Source organism: Desulfomicrobium orale DSM 12838, assembly GCF_001553625.1.
In the GTDB taxonomy this organism is placed as follows: Bacteria; Desulfobacterota; Desulfovibrionia; order Desulfovibrionales; family Desulfomicrobiaceae; genus Desulfomicrobium; species Desulfomicrobium orale.
In genome coordinates, this window is record NZ_CP014230.1 from 2,389,027 (window position 1) to 2,410,816 (window position 21,790).

General features: G+C 56.2%; 18 protein-coding genes and 3 pseudogenes. 2 read left to right on the forward strand and 19 right to left on the reverse strand.

The window, feature by feature from the left end:
• Positions 1-69 precede the first annotated feature (69 nt).
• The 10 genes from AXF15_RS11180 to AXF15_RS14390 form a co-directional block, all read right to left on the reverse strand.
• Complete coding sequence (locus AXF15_RS11180; RefSeq protein ID WP_066607466.1) at positions 70-900, reverse strand: FAD/NAD(P)-binding protein; 831 nt, start codon at positions 898-900, stop codon at positions 70-72.
• Complete coding sequence (locus AXF15_RS11185; protein WP_066607469.1) at positions 897-1,922, reverse strand: 4Fe-4S dicluster domain-containing protein; 1,026 nt, start codon at positions 1,920-1,922, stop codon at positions 897-899. Before AXF15_RS11185 ends, AXF15_RS11180 begins: the two co-directional genes overlap by 4 nt.
• Positions 1,922-2,875, reverse strand: a complete 954-nt coding sequence (locus tag AXF15_RS11190) for a Coenzyme F420 hydrogenase/dehydrogenase, beta subunit C-terminal domain (protein ID WP_066607475.1) — start codon at positions 2,873-2,875, stop codon at positions 1,922-1,924. Before AXF15_RS11190 ends, AXF15_RS11185 begins: the two co-directional genes overlap by 1 nt.
• 8 nt (positions 2,876-2,883) lie before the next feature.
• Complete coding sequence (locus AXF15_RS11195) at positions 2,884-3,375, reverse strand: hydrogenase iron-sulfur subunit (RefSeq protein ID WP_066607477.1); 492 nt, start codon at positions 3,373-3,375, stop codon at positions 2,884-2,886.
• The gene (locus AXF15_RS11200) at positions 3,342-5,324 is read right to left on the reverse strand and encodes a CoB--CoM heterodisulfide reductase iron-sulfur subunit A family protein (protein ID WP_066607479.1); all 1,983 of its coding nucleotides are present in this window, start codon (positions 5,322-5,324) and stop codon (positions 3,342-3,344) included. Before AXF15_RS11200 ends, AXF15_RS11195 begins: the two co-directional genes overlap by 34 nt.
• A gap of 9 nt (positions 5,325-5,333) precedes the next feature.
• Complete coding sequence (locus AXF15_RS11205; RefSeq protein WP_066607482.1) at positions 5,334-6,218, reverse strand: CoB--CoM heterodisulfide reductase iron-sulfur subunit B family protein; 885 nt, start codon at positions 6,216-6,218, stop codon at positions 5,334-5,336.
• Positions 6,211-6,771 carry a 4Fe-4S dicluster domain-containing protein gene (locus tag AXF15_RS11210; RefSeq protein WP_066608958.1) on the reverse strand — a complete coding sequence of 187 codons (561 nt, stop codon included), beginning with the start codon at positions 6,769-6,771 and terminating at the stop codon, positions 6,211-6,213. The genes AXF15_RS11205 and AXF15_RS11210 overlap by 8 nt, the downstream gene beginning before the upstream one ends.
• Before the next feature lie 255 nt (positions 6,772-7,026).
• Entirely contained in the window at positions 7,027-7,878 is an 852-nt protein-coding gene (phnX, locus tag AXF15_RS11215) for a phosphonoacetaldehyde hydrolase (protein WP_066607485.1), read from the reverse strand.
• A 64-nt stretch (positions 7,879-7,942) separates the two neighbouring features.
• A complete protein-coding gene (locus tag AXF15_RS11220) occupies positions 7,943-8,947 on the reverse strand; it encodes a TRAP transporter substrate-binding protein (protein ID WP_066607488.1) in 1,005 nt (334 codons plus the stop codon).
• A 5-nt stretch (positions 8,948-8,952) separates the two neighbouring features.
• Complete coding sequence (locus AXF15_RS14390; protein ID WP_211258982.1) at positions 8,953-9,234, reverse strand: hypothetical protein; 282 nt, start codon at positions 9,232-9,234, stop codon at positions 8,953-8,955.
• Here AXF15_RS14390 and AXF15_RS11225 point away from each other — a divergent pair.
• Positions 9,223-10,089: a universal stress protein gene (locus AXF15_RS11225; RefSeq protein ID WP_211258983.1), complete on the forward strand. Its 867-nt coding sequence runs from the start codon at positions 9,223-9,225 to the stop codon at positions 10,087-10,089. The two genes, AXF15_RS14390 and AXF15_RS11225, sit on opposite strands and share 12 nt — an antisense overlap.
• Position 10,090: 1 nt before the next feature.
• On the opposite strand, the gene AXF15_RS11230 is transcribed toward AXF15_RS11225, so the two are convergent.
• The 3 genes and pseudogenes from AXF15_RS11230 to AXF15_RS14860 form a co-directional block, all read right to left on the reverse strand.
• Positions 10,091-11,443 carry a phosphohexomutase domain-containing protein gene (locus AXF15_RS11230; protein ID WP_066607491.1) on the reverse strand — a complete coding sequence of 451 codons (1,353 nt, stop codon included), beginning with the start codon at positions 11,441-11,443 and terminating at the stop codon, positions 10,091-10,093.
• Positions 11,444-11,524: 81 nt separating this feature from the next.
• Positions 11,525-12,280, reverse strand: a pseudogene (locus AXF15_RS13685) (IS5 family transposase).
• 80 nt (positions 12,281-12,360) lie between these two features.
• Positions 12,361-13,046, reverse strand: a pseudogene (locus AXF15_RS14860) (IS5 family transposase).
• A 117-nt stretch (positions 13,047-13,163) separates the two neighbouring features.
• Here AXF15_RS14860 and AXF15_RS13695 point away from each other — a divergent pair.
• Positions 13,164-13,919 (forward strand): annotated as a pseudogene (locus tag AXF15_RS13695) (IS5 family transposase).
• A 210-nt stretch (positions 13,920-14,129) separates the two neighbouring features.
• Here the strand turns inward: AXF15_RS13695 and AXF15_RS11260 are convergent.
• The 6 genes from AXF15_RS11260 to AXF15_RS14120 form a co-directional block, all read right to left on the reverse strand.
• Positions 14,130-14,525 carry a hypothetical protein gene (locus AXF15_RS11260; RefSeq protein ID WP_066607501.1) on the reverse strand — a complete coding sequence of 132 codons (396 nt, stop codon included), beginning with the start codon at positions 14,523-14,525 and terminating at the stop codon, positions 14,130-14,132.
• A 114-nt stretch (positions 14,526-14,639) separates the two neighbouring features.
• The gene (locus AXF15_RS11265) at positions 14,640-15,206 is read right to left on the reverse strand and encodes a response regulator (protein ID WP_236884778.1); all 567 of its coding nucleotides are present in this window, start codon (positions 15,204-15,206) and stop codon (positions 14,640-14,642) included.
• Between the two features lie 2 nt (positions 15,207-15,208).
• On the reverse strand, positions 15,209-19,027 hold the full coding sequence (locus AXF15_RS11270; RefSeq protein WP_066607504.1) for an ATP-binding protein: 3,819 nt from the start codon (positions 19,025-19,027) through the stop codon (positions 15,209-15,211).
• Positions 19,028-19,082: 55 nt separating this feature from the next.
• The gene (locus AXF15_RS11275; RefSeq protein WP_066607506.1) at positions 19,083-19,493 is read right to left on the reverse strand and encodes a response regulator; all 411 of its coding nucleotides are present in this window, start codon (positions 19,491-19,493) and stop codon (positions 19,083-19,085) included.
• Positions 19,493-21,226: a substrate-binding domain-containing protein gene (locus AXF15_RS11280; protein WP_151192368.1), complete on the reverse strand. Its 1,734-nt coding sequence runs from the start codon at positions 21,224-21,226 to the stop codon at positions 19,493-19,495. The genes AXF15_RS11275 and AXF15_RS11280 overlap by 1 nt, the downstream gene beginning before the upstream one ends.
• Positions 21,227-21,256: 30 nt before the next feature.
• Complete coding sequence (locus AXF15_RS14120; protein ID WP_211258984.1) at positions 21,257-21,748, reverse strand: PilZ domain-containing protein; 492 nt, start codon at positions 21,746-21,748, stop codon at positions 21,257-21,259.
• Positions 21,749-21,790: the final 42 nt, after the last annotated feature.

Consider the following 21,790-nt stretch of genomic DNA (forward strand, 5'->3'; position numbering starts at 1 on the left):
GCGCCCCGGCCCGCATCTGGGGCTGGGGATTTCCCCTTGCGGGATGCGGAGCAGCGCCCCGCGATACAGCTACAGTTCCGACGGCAGTTCCTTGAGCTGGGCGTAGGTGAAAACCGGCCCGTCGATACAGACGTACTTGGTACCGATGTTACACCGTCCACAGATGCCCACCCCGCATTTCATGCGTTTTTCCAGAGTGGTGATGATGTTCTCGTCCTCGAAACCCAGCTTCTTGAGGGCTTGAAGTGTGAATTTGATCATGATGGGCGGGCCGCAGGTCACGGCCACCGTGTTCTTGGGTGAAGGCTTCATCTCCAGAAGCACGTTGGGAATGAGTCCCACCTTGTGCTCCCAGCCTTCGGCCGGGTTATCGACGGTCAGCACCACGTTCACGTCCTTGCGGCCGGTCCATTCGGGCAGTTCCGCTCTGTAGCTCAGATCATCCGGAGTACGCGCGCCATACAGCAGGGTGATGTCCTTATACTTCTTGCGGTTGTCGAGCATGTACACGAACAGGGTGCGCAGGGGCGCCATGCCGATACCGCCGCCGATGAAGATGATGTTCTTGCCTTCCAGCTCCTTTACCGGGAAGGCGTTGCCCAGCGGGGCACGTACACCGATCTGGTCTCCGGGCCGGAGCTGGTGAAGGCGGTTTGTGACCTCGCCCACGCGCATGACGCTGAATTGCAGATAATCCATGCGGGTCGGTGAAGAGTTGATGACGAAAGTGGACTCGCCCGCGCCGAAGACCGAAAGCTGCCCCACCTGCCCGGGCTCGAAGGAAAATTCCTTCATGCGCTGCTCGTCGTTCAGCACCACGCGGAACGTTTTGATATTGCTGGTCTCCTCGATCACCTCCACAACAGTGGCCATGTCCGGGAGATAAGGATTGGCGCTCATTCCGAATACTCCTGTGCGTCTTTCACGATCTGGCGGATGTCCACTCCGGAGGGGCACTGCTTGATGCACCGTCCGCATCCACAGCAGGCGATGAAGCCCTTGTGCAGATCCGGGTAGTAGCTGAACTTGTGGCCGACGCGGTTCTTCAGCCGGTGCGCCTTGGTCGAACGCGGATTGTGCCCGCTGCCTTCCAGAGTGAAGGTGTGGGACATGCAGTTGTCCCAGGTCCGGATGCGGCGGCTGGCCAGCCCCAGGTCGTCGTCGGTAATGTTGAAGCAATAACAGGTGGGACACATATATGTGCATGCCCCGCAGGAAATGCACTTGTCGGACTGGGCCCGCCAGAAGTCCATGTCGTCAAAGCGGGCCAACAGTCTGGCCGGAGCCGTCGTATAGTCGTGGGCCTCGCCCATGAGTGCACGTGCCGCTGCCTGTTTTTCATCGGCGGTCTTGCCCCGGTCTCCGGCGTCCTCGAACACGGCCGTCTTCAGAATGTCCTCGCCCCGAGGCGTGACGGAACGCGCCACGTAGCCGCCCTCAACCAGCGTCAGCAGCACGTCGGAACCCGCCGGATCGGCCGGACCGCCGCCTACGCTGTGACAGAAACAGGTGGTTTCGGGGCGGTCACAGGTCAGGGTCAGAAAAACCGTGTTGTTCCGGCGCTGGAGATAGTACGGGTCTTTGATCTTGTCCGTCTCGTACACGGGGTCGAACACCAGCTTGCCCCGTGCTCCGCACGGACGGCAGCCGATGACCACATTCTGCCCCTGAGGCAGAACTTCCTGCAATTCCGGTTTCTGGTCCTCGTGCTCGCGGCGGACCGTGAGCAGGGTTTCGGTCTGGGGAAAAGTGGCCGCCTTGGGTGACACGGCGGCCATCCGGGACAGATCGATGGTCATCCCCGGCTGGAACCGGCGGAAGGTCACGATGCCGCCCGTGACCACCGGAGCCAGCACGCGGTGATTCGCGGCCAGTTCCTCGGCCAGACGGATCAGATTTTCTAGAGTGATGAATCGTTCCATTACCAGTCTCTCTCGTGGATGCGGTCTTCCTCGACCTTGAAGGTGAAGAGGGGCGGTGTCTGATCCAGGGTCGTGCCCGCCTCGTGCTCAAACACTTCCTTGACCTGCTTGTTCATATGCCGGCGCAGGAGCATGAGCGGGATGTCCACAGGGCAGGCGCGTTCGCATTCGCCGCATTCCGTACAGCGGCCGGCCAGATGGGACACATGGATCATCTGGAACATGAAGTTCTCGGCCGGAGAATTATCCTGCCCGAGCCACAGCGGATCACGGCTGGTGGCGATGCAGAAATCCCGGCATACGCACATGGGACAGGCGTTGCGGCAGGCGTAGCAGCGAATGCACCGACTCATGGTTTCCTGCCAGAAGGCGAATTTCTCTTCGTCGGACTTGGCTTCGAATTCTTCCTGGCAGGCCAGACCGGCCGAGGAAGCCCCCTGCTCCTCGCCGATGAGCACATCGGAAAGCAGCGCGTTGGGATGCCTGCACACGCGGCACTTGTCGGCCTTCACTTCGTCCATTTTAAGCTTCACCGTCTGCCCTGCGGCCGTGATTTCAAGCTCGCCGCCTTTCACGGTCACGGCTTCCACGAATCCGGGATCGACAGGCAGAGCTTCCCGGATTTTGAAATGGCTGACCACGCCCTCACAGCACAGACCGAAGATGACCACATCATCGCGCTTGATCAGGTTTTCGTTCAGCAGTTCGATCACGCTTTTGCTGTCGCACCCCTTGACCACCACGCCGACCTTCTTGCCTTTGAAGGCGGTCAGAAACGTAGCCAGATTATGCACGGCCAGAGGACCGATAACGAGCCTGTCCAGGTCGGCCTCGGAGCGGATGAAAAGCGGCGTGGCGTGCAGGGGATCGTACCCCGCGCCCCAGCCGATGACGCACTCCAGCTCGCCCAGACGGCTTTTGATGGCTGATTTGAGATCGTCCAATTGGGACATGTGCCCTCCTATCCGTGACAGGGGCAGCCCTGCCCCTGCGCCGCCTGAGCGGCCAGATTGTTCCATTCCGCTTCCGTTGCCGGATTGAAGCTGGGCGCGGGGCCCAGCTCATGGATACGGCGCGTGAATTCCGTGACCACAAGCTGCCAGCGCTGCCCTTCCGAGGCCGAAACCCAGGTGTATTCGAAACGCCTGGCGTCGATGCCGGTAATGGGCAGGAAGCGCTTGAGCATCTCCAGTCTGCGCCGGGCATAGTAATTGCCTTCGGCATAATGGCAGTCGCGCGGGTGACAGCCGGACACCAACACGCCGTCGGCTCCGTTCAGCAAGGCGCGCACGACGAAAAGCGGATCGATGCGGCCCGAGCAGGGTACGCGGATGATGCGCAGATCCGTGGGCTGGGTGAACCGCCCCACTCCCGCCGTGTCCGCACCGCCGTAGGAGCACCAGTTACACAAAAAGCCTACTATTCGTAGCTCACGAATATCTTGGGCGGACATAAGGCGTTCACCTCCGCAAGGATCTGGTTATCGGTGAAATGTTCAAGCTGGATGGCTCCCTGCGGGCAGGTCACGGTGCAGATGCCGCAGCCCTGGCAGACCGTGTCGATGACCTCGGCCTTGGGGTTTCCGGAGCGGTCCGCCACTTCCTTGATGGCTCCGAACGGGCAGGTCCTGATGCACTTGCCGCAACCCACGCAGCGGGCCACGTTGACTCTGGACACGGCCGGGTCGGATTCCAGCTCCTTCTTGGACAGAAGGCCAAGCACCTTGGCCGCGGCGGCACTGCCCTGCCCCACGGACGCGGGGATGTCCTTGGGTCCCTGGCACGCTCCGGCCAGATAGACGCCCGCCGTGTTGGTTTCCACGGGCTTGAGCTTGGGGTGGCTCTCCACGAAAAAGCCGTACTGGTCCGGGGCCACGCGCAGCTTCTCGCCCAGTTGCACCGCGCCATGGGCGGCCTCGGCTCCCACGGCCAGAACCACAAGGTCCGCCGGCACTTCCACCTGCGTTCCGGCCAGAGTGTCGGCTCCGCGCACCATCAGCTTGTCTCCCTGAGGATAGATCATGGCCACGCGGCCGCGCACGTACTGGGCGCCGTATTCCTCCATGGCCCGGCGGGTGAACTCGTCGTACATTTTCCCGGGCGAACGGATGTCCATATAAAAGACATAGGACTGGGAGTCAGGGATGTGATCCTTGGTCAGGATGGCCTGCTTGGCCGTATACATGCAGCAGAAGCCGGAACAGTAGGGCCGGTCCACGGATTTGTCCCGGGACCCGACGCACTGGATGAAGACCACGTTCTTCGGCTCCTTCCCGTCGGACGGACGCTTGACGTGCCCGCCGGTGGGACCGGAGGCCGACAGCATGCGCTCGTACTGCATACTGGTGATGACGTCGGGGTAGCGGCCCTCTCCGTACTGCGGATACTTGTGCCAGTCGAAGAGGTCATAGCCCGTGGCGATGACCACCGCGCCCACATCCACGGTGATGATCTCGTCCTGCTGCTCGTAGTCGATGCACTTGACGGGACATATCTTGGCGCACACGCCGCACTTGCCTTTCTGGATCTTGGTGCAGGCGGCGGGATTGATGGCCGCCTTCTTGGGGATGGCCTGCGGGAAGGGAATGTTGATGGCCGGTGCGGTGCACAGATTTTCGTTGAAAGGGTCCGGCTGCTTGCGGCTGGGACATTTCTCCGTGCACAGTCCGCAACCCGTGCACTTGTCCCAGTCCACATATGTGGCTTTCTTGCGGATGGATATCTGGAAGTTGCCCACATAGCCGCTCACGCTCTCCACTTCGGAGCAGGCGTACAGAGTGATGTTCGGATGCTGGGCCACATCCACCATCTTGGGACCGAGCACACAACAGGAGCAGTCCACTGTGGGGAATGTCTTGTCCAGCTTGGCCATCTTGCCGCCGATGCTCTGATCCCGCTCGACCATGACCACTTCCTGACCGCCGTCGGCGCAGTCCAGAGCGGCCTGAATGCCGGCCACGCCGCCGCCGATGACCAGCACGCGTTTCACGGTTTCGAAGCGTTTGGCCACCAGCGGCCGGTTGCGGCGCAGTTTCTCCACGGCCATGCGCACCAGTTCGGCGGCCTTGCCGGTATTCAAGTCCTTCATTTTGCCGATCCACGAGACGTGCTCGCGGATATTGGCCATCTCAAACATGTAGCGGTTCAGGCCCGCGCGCTCCACGGCCCGGCGGAACGTAGGCTCGTGCATGCGCGGCGTACACGAGGCCACCACCACGCCGTCCAGATTCTTCTCCTTGATGGCCTGAATGATGCCGTCCTGCCCGGGTTCGGAACAGGCGTACATGGTGTCCGTGGCGTACACCACGTCGGGAAACCTGGAAGCTGCGGCCGCCACGGACGGACAGTCCACCGTGCCGGCGATGTTACTGCCGCAGTGGCAGATGAAAACGCCAATTCGCATCGAGTCCTCCTACCTGGCCTGCGCCGGCTGCTTGATTTTTCCCAGCACCAGGCGCGGATCCACACACAGTTTCTCGAAGCCGAGCGTCGCGCGGTCCAGCCCCAGGGCGTAACCAAGAAGTTGGGTGTAGTAGAAAACCGGAAGCTTGAAATCCTCATGCAGAGCGTCGTTGATCTGGCCCTGCCGCATGTCCAGGTTCATCTGGCACAAGGGACATGCGGTCACGAGGGCGTCGGCACCGAAGCCGCGGGCCGAATCCAGCAGCTTGCCCGAAAGCCGCATGACGATATCCCTACGCGGAATGCCGAAAGAAGCGCCGCAGCATTCCACTTTCAGCGGAAAAGGCACCACCTCCGCGCCCAGAGCCGCCATCAGATTGTCCATGGCCATGGGATTCTCATGGTGATCGAACTTCATGAGCTCCGGAGGCCGGTTCATGATGCAGCCGTAATAGCAGGCCACCTTGATGCCGGTCAGAGGGTTAACCACCCGGGCCTTCAGGGCTTCCAGGTCCACGTTTTCGGTCAGCACCTGCAGCATGGACTGGACATCGACCGTATTCCGGCACGGCATGTCCAGCAGCGCGTTGGATTTGTCCCGGAACTGCGGATCTTCCATCTTATGCGCCGCAGTCCGCAGGTTGGTCAGACAGCTCGGACAGGGCGTGCCCACCTTGTCCAGCCCCAGAGACTCCACCTGAGCCAGATTCCGGGCCGACAGCGCCGCCGAAAGCACATGATTGACCGTGTGCGCCGGAGTTGAACCGCAACAGCTCCAGTCCGGCACATCGACCAGCTCCACTCCGAGGGCCTGGCATACGGCTCGCGTGGACCGGTCATATTCCACTGATGTCCCCTGACCGGAACATCCGGGATAGTAGGCGATTTTAGACATTGGCTCCTCCTTTGCGGAACCGCTCGAAAATGCGGGCCACCTGTTCCCGTCCCTGAATGGGATGCGGCTTGAAAGGCAGCTTGCCGCGCGTGAGCACCTGCGGGGCCAGATCCACGTCGGTGAAAACCCGGCCGGAACGGGCCATGTACTCGACCATGAGCCCCAGCTCATAAGCGCGACCGAAACGTTCCACGGAATTCAGGAAAGAGTCGGCAAAGACCTTCACCGCCCGCTCCGTGACATATCCCCCTTCTCTGGCCATATGCCGACAGACGTCCATTATCCGGGCCACGTCGATCTTGTTGGGACAGCGCGTCGAACAGGACTGACAGGAGCCGCACAGCCAGAGCGACCGGCTTTTCAGCACCGCCTCCCGCTGGCCGGCCTGCACCATCCGCATGATCTGACTGACCGGATGATCGTAGGCAAAAGTGTACGGACATCCGGCCGTACAGTTGCCGCACTGGTAGCACGTTTTCACATTCTGATGGCTGCGGGCCTCCACTTCGGCGATGAAATCCCGGTCAGCCGCGGCAAGATCAAAGATTTGCATAGGCACACCCAATTTGCGATAGGTAACGGAAAAATATCCGCGTCCGGTTGCACATGCGTTCCGAACAAACCGGAAATGACTCATTTTAACACAATGCCGCACACAATCCCTGTGTCAAAAAAGACTCATCCGCACACGTCAGGCCCTGATAGCAGCGGCGTCAGATAAATCATAAACTTTTTCAGCAGATTCAATGCCATTCGGCGGGCTTCACCAATCCGGCGGATTTTCGGCGCGACCGGATAAAACACCCGTTCACATCAGATCGGGAGGTGTATCCACAGGACTGCAGCCCTCCCGGCACAGGGCATCGATCCGCCGCAGGACCGGCATGGCCGAAGCAACGCCGGGAACCGAAAAATGGGCCCCGGCCTTCGCCAGTTCGGATGCGATGTTTTTGTGCAGCGCCTGCCTCTTCTCTTCGGACAGACGGTTCACTTCCTCCTCGCTCAGTCCGGCCATGCTGCCCGACAGGGTGACGCCGATGACCCACATCCCGGCGGCCACACCCTCCAGCACATCGTTGACCGTGTCCCCGATTTTCACCGCGCGCCACGCCTCTTCTATTCCCAGCAGGGACAGAACGCGCAGACACATGTCCGGCCATGGGCGGCTGCGGGCGACATCGGAAGCGCAGACCAGCACGTCCGGCGTGTAGCCGAGCTCCCCGGCCCGCTCCGCCAGCGGCACCGCCACAGAATCTGGATATCCGGTACAGGAACCGATGCGCAGGCCGAGCTCCCGCAAACGGAAGATCATGTCCGTCACGCCGGGAATGGGCACGCTGAATTCCCGGATGGCGCCGTTCATCAGGGTCTCGACCCGGTCATAGACCCGGTCGATGTCCTCTTCTTCCGGCGCTCTGCCGTACCTTGCGACCCAGGCTCCGGCAATGCGCGGCATGGCGAACATGGCCGCCACATGGTCCCGCTTGTCCCGTCCCATGGGTTCACGGGCCTCGGCCGCCGCGACGGGCACCGATTCCGCCGCGAAGCCGTCCATAAAGGCCCGGACCGGTCCCTGACAGCCAAAGTCTACGGCCGTTCCCGCCCAGTCCAGAACAACTCCCCGCAAACAGGTAAATGGAGATTCAGGTGAATGCGTCATGATGCCTCCGGGGAAATGCGGGGGCCGCCCGAAAGCGGTCCCGCAAAGGCATGATCGTCAATCCTCAAGGCTTCCACTCGGGCTTGCCGAAGCTCGCCAGATAGGCGTTGATGGTATCCTTTCCGCCCACAAAGTCTGCCAGTTTCGGCCACACCTCCTCCATGGCGGTCTTCTTCCAGACGGACTCGTCCTCCAGCATGGAAATCTTCACCCCGGCCTCGATCAGGTCTTCCTTGGCCTTGGCGGACTCTTCCTTCTGGTACGCGAGCACGGCTTCCTGGGCGGCCTTGCCTGCGTCGATCATCAGCTGCCGCTGTTCCGGAGTCATTTTCTGGAACACGCGCTCGCTCATGATCAAGGGCTGCAACTGATAAACATGATGCACTTCGGTAATGTATTTCTGTCTGGCCTTCTGAAACTTCATGGCCCGGAAACCGATGTAGCCGTAGCACTGACCGTCCACGACACCGTCCTGCAGAGCCACGAAGGTCTCGGACCAGGGAATGAACACCGGGCTTGCGTCCCAGGCCTTGTACGTGGCCAGCAGAACGGTGCTCTGCGGCACACGGATTTTCAGCCCCTTAATATCGGCCATTTTGGTGATGGGTCGTTTGGAGTTGGATATATAACGGAAACCGGTGTAGGTCCAGGCCAGTACCCGAAAACCGGCCTTCTCCGCATAGGTATTGAGAATTTCGGCAGATTTGCCGTTAGTCGCTTTGACCACTTCATCCAGATTCTCGAACAGGTAGGGCAGGTTCAGAATGCCCAGCTGTTTAACGAAAGGCACGGTATTGGCAATGCCCACGCAACTCAGAGCCAGAGTGCCGCGGCGCACATTATGGATGGTTTCGGTCTCGTCCCCCAGCGAACCGGAATAAAAAGTCTGGACCTCGATTTCGCCGTTGGATTTTTCAGCCACATATTTTTTGAACATTTCGCCCACGATCCCCATTTCCGAACCCTCGGGATCTCCCAAGGCTATCTTCAGCACTGTCTTCGGAGCAGCCCAGACAGACGGCGCGCTCAGCAGAAATGCAGTCATCAAAAACAGAAAAAAACGTACCATTACATTCACCTCCGGTTAATTTGGATAAAAAATAATAGCTCAAAATGTCCAGACATGCAAAAATTACTGTTGCCCGAACGCAGGATTTCTTTGCGTCTTCCGACAAAAAATCCGTCAGGATATAATTGAACGGGTTTCTTTCCCCAGGACAGCCTGAAGCAATCCGTTCTTGCTTCCCGCGCTTTCACGGTGTTATCTATATCAAGAATCAGGAAACGATGACTGACCGGATGCCAGCCCGCCTTGCGGATATGAAAACTTTCGGAGAGGACGCCATGGACAGACATGTTCTGCTCACCATCAGCGACGATGTCAGCTCCTTACAGGCGGTGCGATTCACGGCCGGATATTTCACCGGCGCCAGTCGGCTGCTTCTGACCCTGCTCTACATCGCCTCGAACCCCAAAGCCGGATTGCCGGAGTCGGAAATAATCCACAACCACAATTCTCTGAATCAACGCACGGCTCAGGCCAAGGCAAGGGCACAGGCAGTTCTGGACAAGGCCGAGGAACTGCTCCTGCTCAAACATTTTCCCGCAGACCGCATCCACAAGAAAATTGCCTTCAAACAGCTCGGCACGGCCACTGACATCATTCAGGAAAGCATAAGCGGCATGTATGACGCCGTGGTCCTGGGACGGCGGGGACTCAGCCGCCTGGAGGAATTCATAAGCGGCAGCGTGAGCAGAGAAATTTTCTCCGCGCCCATGGAAGTCCCGCTATGGATCTGCCGCCGGCAGGAGCGGGTCAACCCGCATCTTCTGCTGTGCGTGGACGGCTCCCCTTCCGGCCGGCGCTGTGCCGACCATGTGGGCTTCATGCTCCGGGAAGAAGCCCGCCACCGTATCGACATACTCCACGTGGCTACTCCCGGTACAGGGACCGCCGCCGGAAAAATCCTGGAAGAAGCCCGGTGCGCGCTGGAAGCAAATGGCATCGCACCTGAGCGGATCGGAGAAAAAGTGATCGAGAGTCCGGCCGCCGCCAAAACCATTCTCGATCAGGCCCTAACGGGCGGCTACGGCGTGGTGGCCGCCGGACGCAAGACCCCTGACGGGGCTGCATCCACGCGCATAACGGGCTCCAGCAGCACAGTTCTGCTCAAATCTCTGGATTTCGCCGCCCTGTGGATTTCTGCGTGAATCACGCCTTCTCATCCAGAAGGGTCAGAATTTCGGCGGTTTTCCGGCGCATGAGGGCCTCGTCCCCACGGGACTCCACATTAAGCCGCAACACCGGTTCGGTATTGGACGGACGCAGATTGAACCGCCACTCAGGGAACTCCAGACTCAGACCGTCCACCGTATCCTTCCTGACGCTCCGGGGTTCGAAGCGTTCCGCCACCCGCCGCATGGCCGCCGCCGTGTCGCGGACCTCACGATTGATTTCCCCGCTGGCCGGGTATGCGCGCATGGCCTCGTCCACCAGCCGGGCCAAAGGCATCCCGGAGACGCAGATTTCCTCCGCCACCAGAAGCCACGGAATCATGCCCGAATCGCAGTAGCTGAAATCGCGGAAATAATGATGGGCACTCATCTCGCCGCCATACGCTGCATCCTCCAGCCGCATCCGTTCCTTCATGAAGGCGTGGCCGGTCCGGGAGACAATGGGACGCCCTCCGGCCGCACGTACCATCTCGACAGTATTCCAGGTCAGCCGCGGGTCGTGGATGATGCCCGCACCGGGATGCCTGCGGCAGAAACTCCGCCCCAAAAGCCCCACCAGATAGTATCCTTCGATAAACCGTCCGGCGGCGTCGAAAAAAAAGCAGCGGTCGAAATCTCCATCCCAGGCCAGCCCCATGTCCGCCCCCCACTCCCGCACGGCGGCGGATGTCTGGGAACGGTTCTCGGGCAAAAGCGGGTTGGGCACGCCCGCCGGAAAATTTCCGTCAGGCTCGTGCAGGATGCGATGGAACGTAAACGGCAGAAACGGTGCGAGCAGGTCCACTACCGCGCCCGCGCCCCCGTTGCCTGCATTGGTCAGGATACGCAGCGGTTTCAGGCTGGCAATATCCACATAAGACAACAAATGATCGCGATAACGCTCACGGATGTTCAGGACTTTTTCCCTTCCCCGCCGCACCGGGACGGGAAAATCCCCGGACAGGACCAGATCATGGATGGCCGCAAGCCCCGTATCTGCACTGATGGGCCGGGCCCCTCCGCGCACGAATTTCATCCCGTTGTATTCTTTGGGATTGTGACTGGCCGTGACCATGATCCCGCCATCCAGTCCCTGATCGAAGACGGCAAAATAGACTTCCTCCGTTCCGCATTTTCCAAGAAACAATGTGTCCACACCCGCATCCAGCAGGCCGTCCATCAACGCTCTGGACAAGGACGGACTGGACAGACGGATGTCATGGCCCACCCCCACCCGTGAAGGCCGCAGAAAGGCGGCGTAGGCCCGCCCGATGCGGTAAGCCAGTTCTTCGTTCAGTTCCTCCGGCACTCGACCCCGGATATCGTATGCTTTAAAACACGGCATGCGCATTTTATCTCCTCATGTTCAACCGGTTTGAGGCGTCCGATAAACACAAACAGGAAAAAGTTCATCTCTTAGGTTCAGGCCTCATTAATTGAGATAGAAAATGAGGGAAGCCGCGAGGCACAGAGCTGAAAAGAAGGTATGCGCGCAGCGGTCATAACGCATGGCTATTCTCCGCCAGTCCTTGATCCTGCCAAACATGATCTCGATCTTGTGCCGCTGTTTATACAGATTTTTATCGTAAGAGACGGGTCTCTTTCGGTTCTTTCCGGGAGGGATGCAGGGCGTAATGCCTCTGGCGAGCAGGGCATCACGGAACCAGCCGGCGTCGTAACCACGGTCCGCCAGAAGCTCCCTGGCCTCAGGTAAAGCACATAAGCAAGGCGGCTCCCTTGTAGTCGCTTACCTGGCCTGCCGTGAGCTTCATGGCCAAAGGCCTGCCGTGGCCGTCGCAAACAGCATGGAGTTTGGAGTTCAGACCGCCCTTTGTGCGTCCGATGCAGCGGGAAAGAGCCCCTTTTTGAGCAAGCTTGCGGCGGTACGATGCGCCTTGAGGTGGGTTGCATCGATCATCAATCGTCCATCTTTTCCCGCTGTTTTTGCCAATTCGGTAAAAATATTGTTGAAGATGCCCATCCGGCTCCAGCGCAAAAAACGATTGTACAGTGTCTTGTACGGGCCATACTCGCGCGGCGCATCTTTCCACTGCAGGCCATGTTTGATGACATAAATGATGCCGCTGATGACTTTCCGGTCATCGACCCGCGGAATACCATGTGAACGTGGAAAGAAGGGCTTGATACGTTCGAGTTGTCCGGCAGAAAGGTAGAAAAGTTGGCTCATGGCGTCCTCCCTGAGCACAACTAACCAGATTTCCTGATTTTTACAATTAATGAGGCCTGAGCCTAGGGCGTGTTTGCAAACTATTTGATCCAAATCATTGAAGCTGCCAGGTAATTGAAAAAGCATTCAACAAGGTGCCGTTCCTTATAAAGATGCTGATCATACTGACGAGGTGTTTTACGATTTGAGCGTGGAGGAATAACTACGGTACAGCCTCTTGATTCAAGGAGTTGAACCAATGGCTCGCTGTCATAGCCTTTATCGGCAATAACAGTGCAATCACGAACCCTTTCAAGTAATTGCGGCGCAACACTGATATCCGCGCATTCACCTCCTGTAAGGAAAAACGATACAGGATTGCCGAGCGCGTCTACCTGTGCATGCAGTTTGGAGGTAAAACCTCCTCGACTGCGGCCCAGAGCTTGTCTGTGCTGCCCCCTTTTGCGCCAGCCGAATGTTTGTGGGCATGGATGTATGTACCATCAACCATCACCGCTTCGAGATCGGGGTCAGACGCCAGAGCGAGAAAGACTGCTTTCCAGAATCCTTTTATCTGCCAACGCCGAAAGCGGGAATACACGGCATTCCATGACCCGTACTCTTCCGGCAGGGCCCTCCAGGGAGCCCCGGTGCGCAGCAGCCAGATGATTGCATTTATGAATGTTCGTTTATCTTTGGCCGGACGGCCGCCTTTGGGTGAACCCTCGAGCGGCAGAACGGGCTCAAGCCGTTGCCAGGTTTCATCGGAAATGTCAGTATAGCACATGTCCAAAAGCTACACCAATCCACGCTGGTTATAAAGTTTGCAAACACACCCTAGGCTCAGGCCTCATTAATTGCCAAAAAGCAGAAAATCTGGTTAGTTGTGCTTAGGGAGGACGCCATGAGCCAACTTTTCTACCTTTCTGCCGAGCAACTCGAACGTATCAAGCCCTTCTTTCCACGTTCACATGGTATTCCGCGGGTCGATGACCGGAAAGTCATCAGCGGCATCATTTATGTCATCAAACATGGCCTGCAGTGGAAAGATGCGCCGCGCGAGTATGGCCCGTACAAGACACTGTACAATCGTTTTTTGCGCTGGAGCCGGATGGGCATCTTCAACAATATTTTTACCGAATTGGCAAAAACAGCGGGAAAAGATGGACGATTGATGATCGATGCAACCCACCTCAAGGCGCATCGTACCGCCGCAAGCTTGCTCAAAAAGGGGCTCTTTCCCGCTGCATCGGACGCACAAAGGGCGGTCTGAACTCCAAACTCCATGCTGTTTGCGACGGCCACGGCAGGCCTTTGGCCATGAAGCTCACGGCAGGCCAGGTAAGCGACTACAAGGGAGCCGCCTTGCTTATGTGCTTTACCTGAGGCCAGGGAGCTTCTGGCGGACCGTGGTTACGACGCCGGCTGGTTCCGTGATGCCCTGCTCGCCAGAGGCATTACGCCCTGCATCCCTCCCGGAAAGAACCGAAAGAGACCCGTCTCTTACGATAAAAATCTGTATAAACAGCGGCACAAGATCGAGATCATGTTTGGCAGGATCAAGGACTGGCGGAGAATAGCCATGCGTTATGACCGCTGCGCGCATACCTTCTTTTCAGCTCTGTGCCTCGCCGCTTCCGTCATTTTCTATCTCAATTAATGAGGCCTGAGCCTAGGCATGACCCGAGAATTTTTAGTTGGAAAAGTTATGGTAGCGCAGGCATGACCAACCCAGAAGAGAGTGCAAGAGACAGCGTCGCACAATCAGAAATTTTATAAAACTCTACAGTGGAGACAGAATAGTCACCAAGACAAAAAATACGGTGTTGTTTTGGCAGATTGCAATCTGACAATGCCCGTCGAGATAGACTTACAGCAGAAAAAAGATAGCCACAACAACCAGTACGACAACAAGAATAATGGCCGCAACAACCCATGATCGCTCTTCACCCGCAAACATGGCTCCACCAGTTCCCTTGCCAATCGCCTTCCCAATTTCTTGAGCCTGCCTAAGAAGTTCGGCTTCCTCTTCATCTTTGAGACGCTGGCCTCGATTGAGGCGGCTCATCTCCTCCAATGCCACAGCATACATCACTCCGCACTTAGGGCACTCGAATGCAGAGACGAACTTTTCATCCCACGGCTGGCGCTTGTAGCTACACCGGGGACATGTCTCCAGACGTAGTTTAAGGTTGGGCAGAATTTCTACGATCTCTTCAATCTCTTCAGCGAGATCTTGAGCGCTGTCTTTTTCAACTTCTTCCATATGTTACTTCGCCCTCATCAATCGATAGCAGGCAGGTTTTTCATTACATCCACGATCTGTCTCAGACAAATGTAGTCGGGACAATACCCCACGCATCAAGAAATCTAGGAAAAATTAATCTAAATATGGTGAGAACAAATCTCCACCATCCGAGGCAGGTACTGGCTGATTTGTGACTTCCGCATCGGACGTGTTGAAATGCCTCTGGCCACTACGGGCGTTAAGCTTTGTAATGAGTTCATCGCGTTGACGCTTGAATATATAGCGTTCAGAGTGGCAGCGAATACGAGCGACAAGTTCTGTCTTATCCGGCAGCTTGATCATATAATCATTGGCCCCCAAAGCGACAGCCTTTCTTTTCAACTCCGGCTCCTCCCGGGCAGACAGTACGATAAGAGGAATACTGCGGAAATCCTCACTGTTCTTGAAAAATTTAACCATGGTCAGCCCATTGACGCCAGGCATAACCAAGTCAAGCATAATAACTGTAGGCTGAGCAGTATATGCTTTTTCCAATGCCTTATCTGGTTCCTTACAATAATGAAACGATATATCGTGTTCAGTAGAAAGCTTGATACGCATAGCCTCGCCAATCAAAAATTCATCATCAATGAGCAAAACAGAAATTGGAATTTGAGATACATATTCCTTTGCAAGGGTATCGACTTCTTCTGTATACATGATCAACCTTCCTTCTGCACGATATGCACTTTATTTAGATATTCATCCATTTCATCCAGCAGGGCGGAGATTGCATTGCTATCCTTCTGCACTCCTGCAGATTCAATCTTACTCCCCAAACTTCCGAGATAGTCAAAGCCATATGTACTTCCCAAGCCGCGCTGACTATGACCGTGCCGACACACTATCTCATACTGTTTGCTTATCAACGCCTCTCGCATTTCCGATATATTCTTTTGCATGGTTTCCAGAAACAGAGGAATCAATTCGTAAAGCTCTTTATCTACCGCAACAGTAAAAGACTGCTCTGTTTCCTCCGGCTCCACCGCCGGAGAATCTCCCTCTGGATGTTCCAAGCGAGCAGCAGTCTCCTCGCCACCATCCTCTGTATCTCCATCGTATATAATATCCACACGCTTCAGGTAATCTTCAAGGATATTCAGTAACTTGCCGAGTTCCTCCACGTTCTGTCTGTCAGCCGCAACCTGGATATGACTTCCCAGGAAGCTTATGTAGTCGAAGCCGTAAGAGGCGCCAAAACCCTTATGGCTATGTCCGGAACGGTGAAGTGTGGCAAAATCCTTGTCGGCGAGGGCCTTTCTCATGGAGACCAGATCCTTTTGCATGGCGTCCAGGAGAAAAGGAATGAGCTCGGACATATCCGGTGCGGCATGCACCACGAAACGACCGGTGGGACTATACAGTGGCGCAACCTCGTCTATTGAGGAAAGCTCCGCATTCTCCTCCGTTTGAATCTTCGGAGTCTGACCGGTGGTCATGAATATGGCCAGATGTTTGGCCGCCTCGACAATAACGGCGGTCTGACGTCCCTTGGCGGCCGACTCGATGACTTTGCCGGTCTGGCTTATTTCATCGACGGCGTAGGTACTGCCAAGACCTTTCAAGCTGTGCCCGCACCGTTGCAATGTCTGGAAATCATTCCCGGTAATGGCATCGGCGATCTGCGACTGAAAATCGTATACCGTCCGCAGGAAAAGCGGCCTCAGTTCCTCCAGTTCCGGATCGATGCGCACGGGCGAATCCACGTCGGACAAACTGGAGGGTTCCAGCGAGATCGGCTGTGCCGTGGCCGATATTTCGGTCAGCGGAGCATGCTTTCCGGAAAACTGATTCACCACATCGATCAGGTCCTGCTTCTTGATGGGCTTGGCCAGAAATTCCGTACATCCCGCATCGATGGTCTTCTGCCTGTGCTCCTGAAATGCGTGAGCGGTCAGAGCGATGATGGGGGTCTTATACTCCCTTTTCTCCTGTTCCCACATGCGAATGCGGCGGGTAGCCTCCAGACCGTCCATAACCGGCATTTCCATGTCCATGAGCACAAGATCAAACGGCTCTTCCGTGAACTTCTCCACCGCCTCCTTGCCGTTCTCCGCATGGACCAGAGAAACGTTCATTTTCTTCAGGAAAAGCTCCACCACCCGCCTGTTGGCTTCCACATCATCCACCAGCAGCACTTTCTTTATCTGTTTCTGAGCTTCCGCCTCCAGGCTCTGCTGAACCGCCTTCACCGCCTCCTGGACCCGTTCCAGCAGATGGGCATCCCGATCGGCTTTCACCACATAAGACAAGGAAGTAAGCTCGGAAATACCGGGGAGAACCTGAGCTATCTCTCCTTCGGATTCCACGACCAGAACCAGATGCGGCAGGTCCATTCCCTGCCCTATCAAGAGATGTGCGATCTCAAGGGAAGTTTCCCCGTCCACCACACTGTCAATGATGACCGCATGGAAATTTTTCCCCCGCCGGTCCAATAGGGCATCCACAGCCTGTCCCGGTGTTTTGCGTGTCGTGAATATGGGATTCCAGTCCCGCACCAGACTGGAAATACTTGCCGGATCGGCGGGGTTGTCTTCAACGATCAGAAGCCGGGTGTCTTCGGGCAGAACACGGCGTACAACATCCTGCAGGAAGCCCTCTTCCGCTGCCTTGACCGCCGTGTCCTCCGTGAGCGGCAACGCAAAGAAAAAGGTCGTGCCCTCATTGATCTCGCTCTCCACCCATATCCGGCCTCCCATGAGCTCCACGAGTTTCTTGGATATGGCCAGCCCGAGGCCGGTTCCCCCGAACTCCCGCGTCGTGGAGGAGTCAGCCTGGGCAAAGCTCTCGAAAATGGAGACCAGCTTGGACTGCGGAATGCCGATGCCGGTATCCTTGACCGAGAAAAGGCAGCAAGAAGAACCGTCCTCCATGGTGGAGGGCTTCACATCCAGAGTTACACCGCCCTGACTGGTGAATTTGATGGCATTTCCCAGCAAGTTGATGATAATCTGGCGGATACGTGTCGGATCGCCGATATAACGTTGCGCGAGATCGGATGAAACAAATCGGACCAGCTTCAGATCTTTTTCTTCCGCCCGATAAGCGAAAAGTTTGGAGACATCGTCTACCAAATCCCGCAGAGAGAACGGAATGGACTCAAGCTTGATCTGCCCCACTTCAATCTTGGAGAAGTCGAGAATGTCGTTGATGATCCCAAGCAGAAGTTCGCCAGCCGAGCTGAAGGTCTTCACGTACTCGGCCTGTTCCTCGGTCAGATCCGATTCCTGAAGCATTTCGGCCATGCCCAGGATGGCGTTCATGGGAGTCCGGATCTCATGGCTCATCCTGGCCAGAAATTCACTTTTGGAGCGAGTCGCCTTGTCCGCCTCGTCCTTGGCCACGCGCAGATCTTCCGCATGCTGGCGCAACATCTGACTGGCTTTTCTCCTGTCCGAGATATCCTCCAGAATCAGAATAATTCCCTTGCTCAAATCCGCCGGATCGACAGTTTTGGCGGAAACCTGACTCCAGAAGGCCGCCCCGCTCTTTTTACGGAAGGGAAACTCCGCCTGCACGATACCCTGTTCTGACATCTGCCCTGAAAACTTCTCGATGACTGCATCGGCATCCTGAGCGGAAGCGCACAGGTCTCCCAAAGTCAGATTCGACATTTCCCCAGTCTGGTGGCCGAAAATGGAAGCGAATCTCGTGTTGGCCCGGATTATTCTGTAGTCTCCGGACAGAACCGCGATGCCAATCAAAGAGTTGTCAAATATCGCCTGCAGTTCGTTATATGCACTGTTCAGATCCTCGGTACGTGCCTCGACCTTTCTCTCCAGAGTTCTGTAGGCATCCCGCAGGTTACGGCTCATATCGTTGAAGCCCTGGGCCAAAACACCCAGTTCGTCTCTGCGGCGGTCCAGCGTAGTGGTGACAAACTCTCCCTTGGAGAGTGTCTGGGTCAGCATGGACAGGTTGATTACCGGCAGAATGAGCTGACGATTCAAGAAGACATAGAGAAATACAGTAATGACGCCAAGCACTACCGCGAATGCGGCGACCAGTCTGATGGTACTGTATTTTACTTCTTCTCTGGCCTTGTTGATGAACATTCCCAGTTTTACTTTTCCAAGTATTGTATCTCCGGCGACAATGTCCTTTTCCATAATCATGACATCGTCTGAACTATATGCGGCAGCGATATCACTCCGGGTTTGACCGTCCCGGACCTCTTTCTGCAACAGAGGATTACCCTGCGCATCCAAAATCTGGCAGTATGCCACCAATGGAGAATACTCGACCTTGGCGGCCAGCTCTTCCAGAAAGTAATAACTCCCCCGCTGCATGGGCACGGCACTGCTTTCCGCAACCATCCCAACCTGCTGCGTGCCCTGGCTTCTGATTTCATCCATGAGGAAGTTAAGCTGGGTCACATAAATGAAATATCCCAGGGCGAAAAAGCAAAGCACCAGAATGAGCTGTACCCCGAGATGTATTTTGAATTGAAGCAGGTCGTAAAATGCTCTTTTTCTTTCCATATGTTTATCCATATTCATTAATAGGGCTGCGGCACAACAACAAATAGTCCCGGGTTCATGGCGCCGCCAGCACCGAAGTCACCGCATCCAACAGTTCTTCCCGTTTGATGGGTTTGCTCAGACACTGCTTGGCGCCCATGAGGCGGGCCCATTTCAGATAATCCGTGGCCCCTCCTCTGCCTCCGGCGGACATGGCGATAATCCGGATTGCACTGTCCTCTTTGCGCAGTTCCCGGATAATCTGGATGCCCTCCTTGTCGGGCATGATGAGATCTGTGATGATCAAGTCAAAAGATTGGCTCCGCTGCAGGCGCAACCCCTCATCGCCATCCCCTGCCTGTTCGACATCGTAACCGGCGGAAAGCAAAATTTTGGCTAGGGCCAGACGCATCAAAGCGTCGTCATCAATGATCAAAATCCGCGGTCTGTCTGTCTCTAACTGCTTTATCTGGGTAAAATCACTCATTATTTAATCCACACCTGGATACGACGGTTTCTTTCCCGGCCACTACGGGTCTTGTTGGGTTCCATGGCTTCTTCTTCCCCAACAGCAAGAACCATGACATTATCGATTCCACTGTTTCTCATACGCTTTGCCACCACCTCCGTCCTCTGTCGTGAAATGGCCAAGTTAGAGGCGTAACTCCCGGCGGAATCGGAAAATCCGACCAGAATTGCTTTTTTCCCTGCATGTTCCGGAGATTTGAGCAATTTTATCATCTCTTCGAAAGCAACCTCAGACTGCTTATCTAGTCTGGTGCTGCCAAATTCAAACCATAAAACCAGGGGCAGCCTGGTTGCGCCGGAAATAGCCTCCCAGTACGGTTCCAGCACCTTTCGCCGCACCGCTTCGGAAACAACTTCACGGCCGACCTGGTCCAAAGGGGGCAGCGAGCCCGTTCCGGCCAGACGCTGCGACATCAGGGACCCGGCATCCGAATCCACCACTCCGGCACCGGAGCCCTGAATTCCATTTCCGGGTCCACCGGCAATACTTTTCATGCTGACAAAACCATACCGGGCGACCAGCTCCTGCCCGCTGGCACTTTGTGCCATACGAATAAAGTCTCGCGCATACACATTCTTGGATTTGCTCAGCTGATACAGGTAAAGATCCCGAAAAGCGGGATAGGTATGCGAACGCACAGATTCCGGAGTAGGAGCCACGGCTTCGGATCCGGCATCACCGCCGACCGGCATCACCCGGCACTGGTTGGCGAAAGCGATGCTGCAAAAACCTATGGCGTGGGGGTCCTCCGAAACAAAGTCGGACATCATGGAATGCACGTCCACATCCCTCACGGCGGCCGCATATGCCTTCCCGCCCATGAACACCTGACGGACCAGATGTCTGGCCCCGAAACTGTCCCGCAAGGCAAAAACCTTGATGGGGTTGGAAGAACCGCCGACCTGATCCCAGCTGGTGATCTCCCCGCGGAATATTTTCCCGACATCGCTCACAGTCAGGGACTGCACAGGGTTATCCTTATGTACGACAATAGCCACTGCGTCCATGCCGATCTGATGTTCGGCTTCAGGAGACAGAATATTTTCGGGGAAAAGAGCGGCTTCTTCCGGTGACGGCCGGTTGGCGGCCATCGCTATGTCGCACACACCGTTTCGCAAGGCCGAAAAACCCCACGAAGTGCCGTCGCCCTTGATGCGAATGGTCCGGATTTCGCGGCTGGAGTAAAAAATACCCTGCACGGAGATGTCGTCTCCGTCTTTGCCCGGCAATCGGCGCACCTCATTGGCCCCCAGATGGGTCAGATAATACTGGGCCAGTTCCGGAGCGAGACGATTGGACATGGTTGTCGCGCCTTCCAGCTCCAGAATGATTTCCTCCGAATAGTTTGCCGGCTGATACTGCCCTTTGAGTTCCGCATTGAATTCCCCATTTTTCAGGACGATCGGAGACGGCGCTTCCCAGCCGGGAACATTCTTGAATTCCACAAGCTGCAAGGCTTCGGATTGTGCCTCTCCGGCACCCTGCCACTGGGTGACCACACGCCACTGGGCGCCGTTACGAGCGGCTTCTTCCGGCTCTATGACCACACTCCGCACGAGGCGAGGCGAGCCGAGGGGAAAAAGTTCCGGCTTTATCGCGAACAACATGCCGCATCCAATGCCAACCAAAATCAAGAGCGCCCAAAGAGCGCCGCCGGTCCTCTTGCTTGAATCCGAATGTGTACCAGCCACGCGCCACACTCCTCACAGATACGGATTGAATTATCTCGAGAGAACGTATTTGCCGAGCGCAGCATCGAACAGTTTTTCGTCCACGAAGCTGGCTCCAACTCTTTGTCCCCGAACGGATTCCACCTGAATTTTTTTCTCTATCTTCGTTTTTACATCATCATCCAGAAAGAAACGCAGAACAAGCATATCTCCCCGATTTGGAGCGTTTCCTTCACACAGAAGCCCGGCGCCTGTCAGGGAAAGATCCTTTACATGGACTCTTCCCATACTCGTCTCCTGGTTCGATGCATTTAACAGCTCGCCCTCAAGAGAAGTTTCCTTGCGGAAATATTGCCGAAAATTGAAAGAAACAGTAAATTTTCCGCTGCATCTGGTACATGTCGCACCGACACTCCAGTGGGCAACATCTTTTATTTTTTCCACATTGACCTTTTTTTCCAACCTGCAATGCGGGCAAGAGAAGATTACCGAATCTTTCTTGCGGATAAGCACTTCCACTGTCGGATTGTTACTGTCGCTCATAATTATCATCATCAGGGATTTGAAAAACAGCCGCAAAAAATG

What these genes read in the sequence shown, in the direction of transcription:
- AXF15_RS11190 (WP_066607475.1), bottom strand. Translation starts at nt 2,875, where the DNA reads ATGTCCCAATTGGACGATCTCAAATCAGCCATCAAAAGCCGTCTGGGC.
- AXF15_RS11210 (WP_066608958.1), bottom strand. Translation starts at nt 6,771, where the DNA reads ATGCAAATCTTTGATCTTGCCGCGGCTGACCGGGATTTCATCGCCGAA.
- AXF15_RS11200 (WP_066607479.1), bottom strand. Translation starts at nt 5,324, where the DNA reads ATGCGAATTGGCGTTTTCATCTGCCACTGCGGCAGTAACATCGCCGGC.
- AXF15_RS11195 (WP_066607477.1), bottom strand. Translation starts at nt 3,375, where the DNA reads ATGTCCGCCCAAGATATTCGTGAGCTACGAATAGTAGGCTTTTTGTGT.
- AXF15_RS11230 (WP_066607491.1), bottom strand. Translation starts at nt 11,443, where the DNA reads ATGCGCATGCCGTGTTTTAAAGCATACGATATCCGGGGTCGAGTGCCG.
- phnX (WP_066607485.1), bottom strand. Translation starts at nt 7,878, where the DNA reads ATGACGCATTCACCTGAATCTCCATTTACCTGTTTGCGGGGAGTTGTT.
- AXF15_RS11225 (WP_211258983.1), top strand. Translation starts at nt 9,223, where the DNA reads ATGGACAGACATGTTCTGCTCACCATCAGCGACGATGTCAGCTCCTTA.
- AXF15_RS11220 (WP_066607488.1), bottom strand. Translation starts at nt 8,947, where the DNA reads ATGGTACGTTTTTTTCTGTTTTTGATGACTGCATTTCTGCTGAGCGCG.
- AXF15_RS11260 (WP_066607501.1), bottom strand. Translation starts at nt 14,525, where the DNA reads ATGGAAGAAGTTGAAAAAGACAGCGCTCAAGATCTCGCTGAAGAGATT.
- AXF15_RS14390 (WP_211258982.1), bottom strand. Translation starts at nt 9,234, where the DNA reads ATGTCTGTCCATGGCGTCCTCTCCGAAAGTTTTCATATCCGCAAGGCG.
- AXF15_RS14120 (WP_211258984.1), bottom strand. Translation starts at nt 21,748, where the DNA reads ATGAGCGACAGTAACAATCCGACAGTGGAAGTGCTTATCCGCAAGAAA.
- AXF15_RS11205 (WP_066607482.1), bottom strand. Translation starts at nt 6,218, where the DNA reads ATGTCTAAAATCGCCTACTATCCCGGATGTTCCGGTCAGGGGACATCA.
- AXF15_RS11265 (WP_236884778.1), bottom strand. Translation starts at nt 15,206, where the DNA reads ATGTATACAGAAGAAGTCGATACCCTTGCAAAGGAATATGTATCTCAA.
- AXF15_RS11270 (WP_066607504.1), bottom strand. Translation starts at nt 19,027, where the DNA reads ATGGAAAGAAAAAGAGCATTTTACGACCTGCTTCAATTCAAAATACAT.
- AXF15_RS11180 (WP_066607466.1), bottom strand. Translation starts at nt 900, where the DNA reads ATGAGCGCCAATCCTTATCTCCCGGACATGGCCACTGTTGTGGAGGTG.
- AXF15_RS11275 (WP_066607506.1), bottom strand. Translation starts at nt 19,493, where the DNA reads ATGAGTGATTTTACCCAGATAAAGCAGTTAGAGACAGACAGACCGCGG.
- AXF15_RS11185 (WP_066607469.1), bottom strand. Translation starts at nt 1,922, where the DNA reads ATGGAACGATTCATCACTCTAGAAAATCTGATCCGTCTGGCCGAGGAA.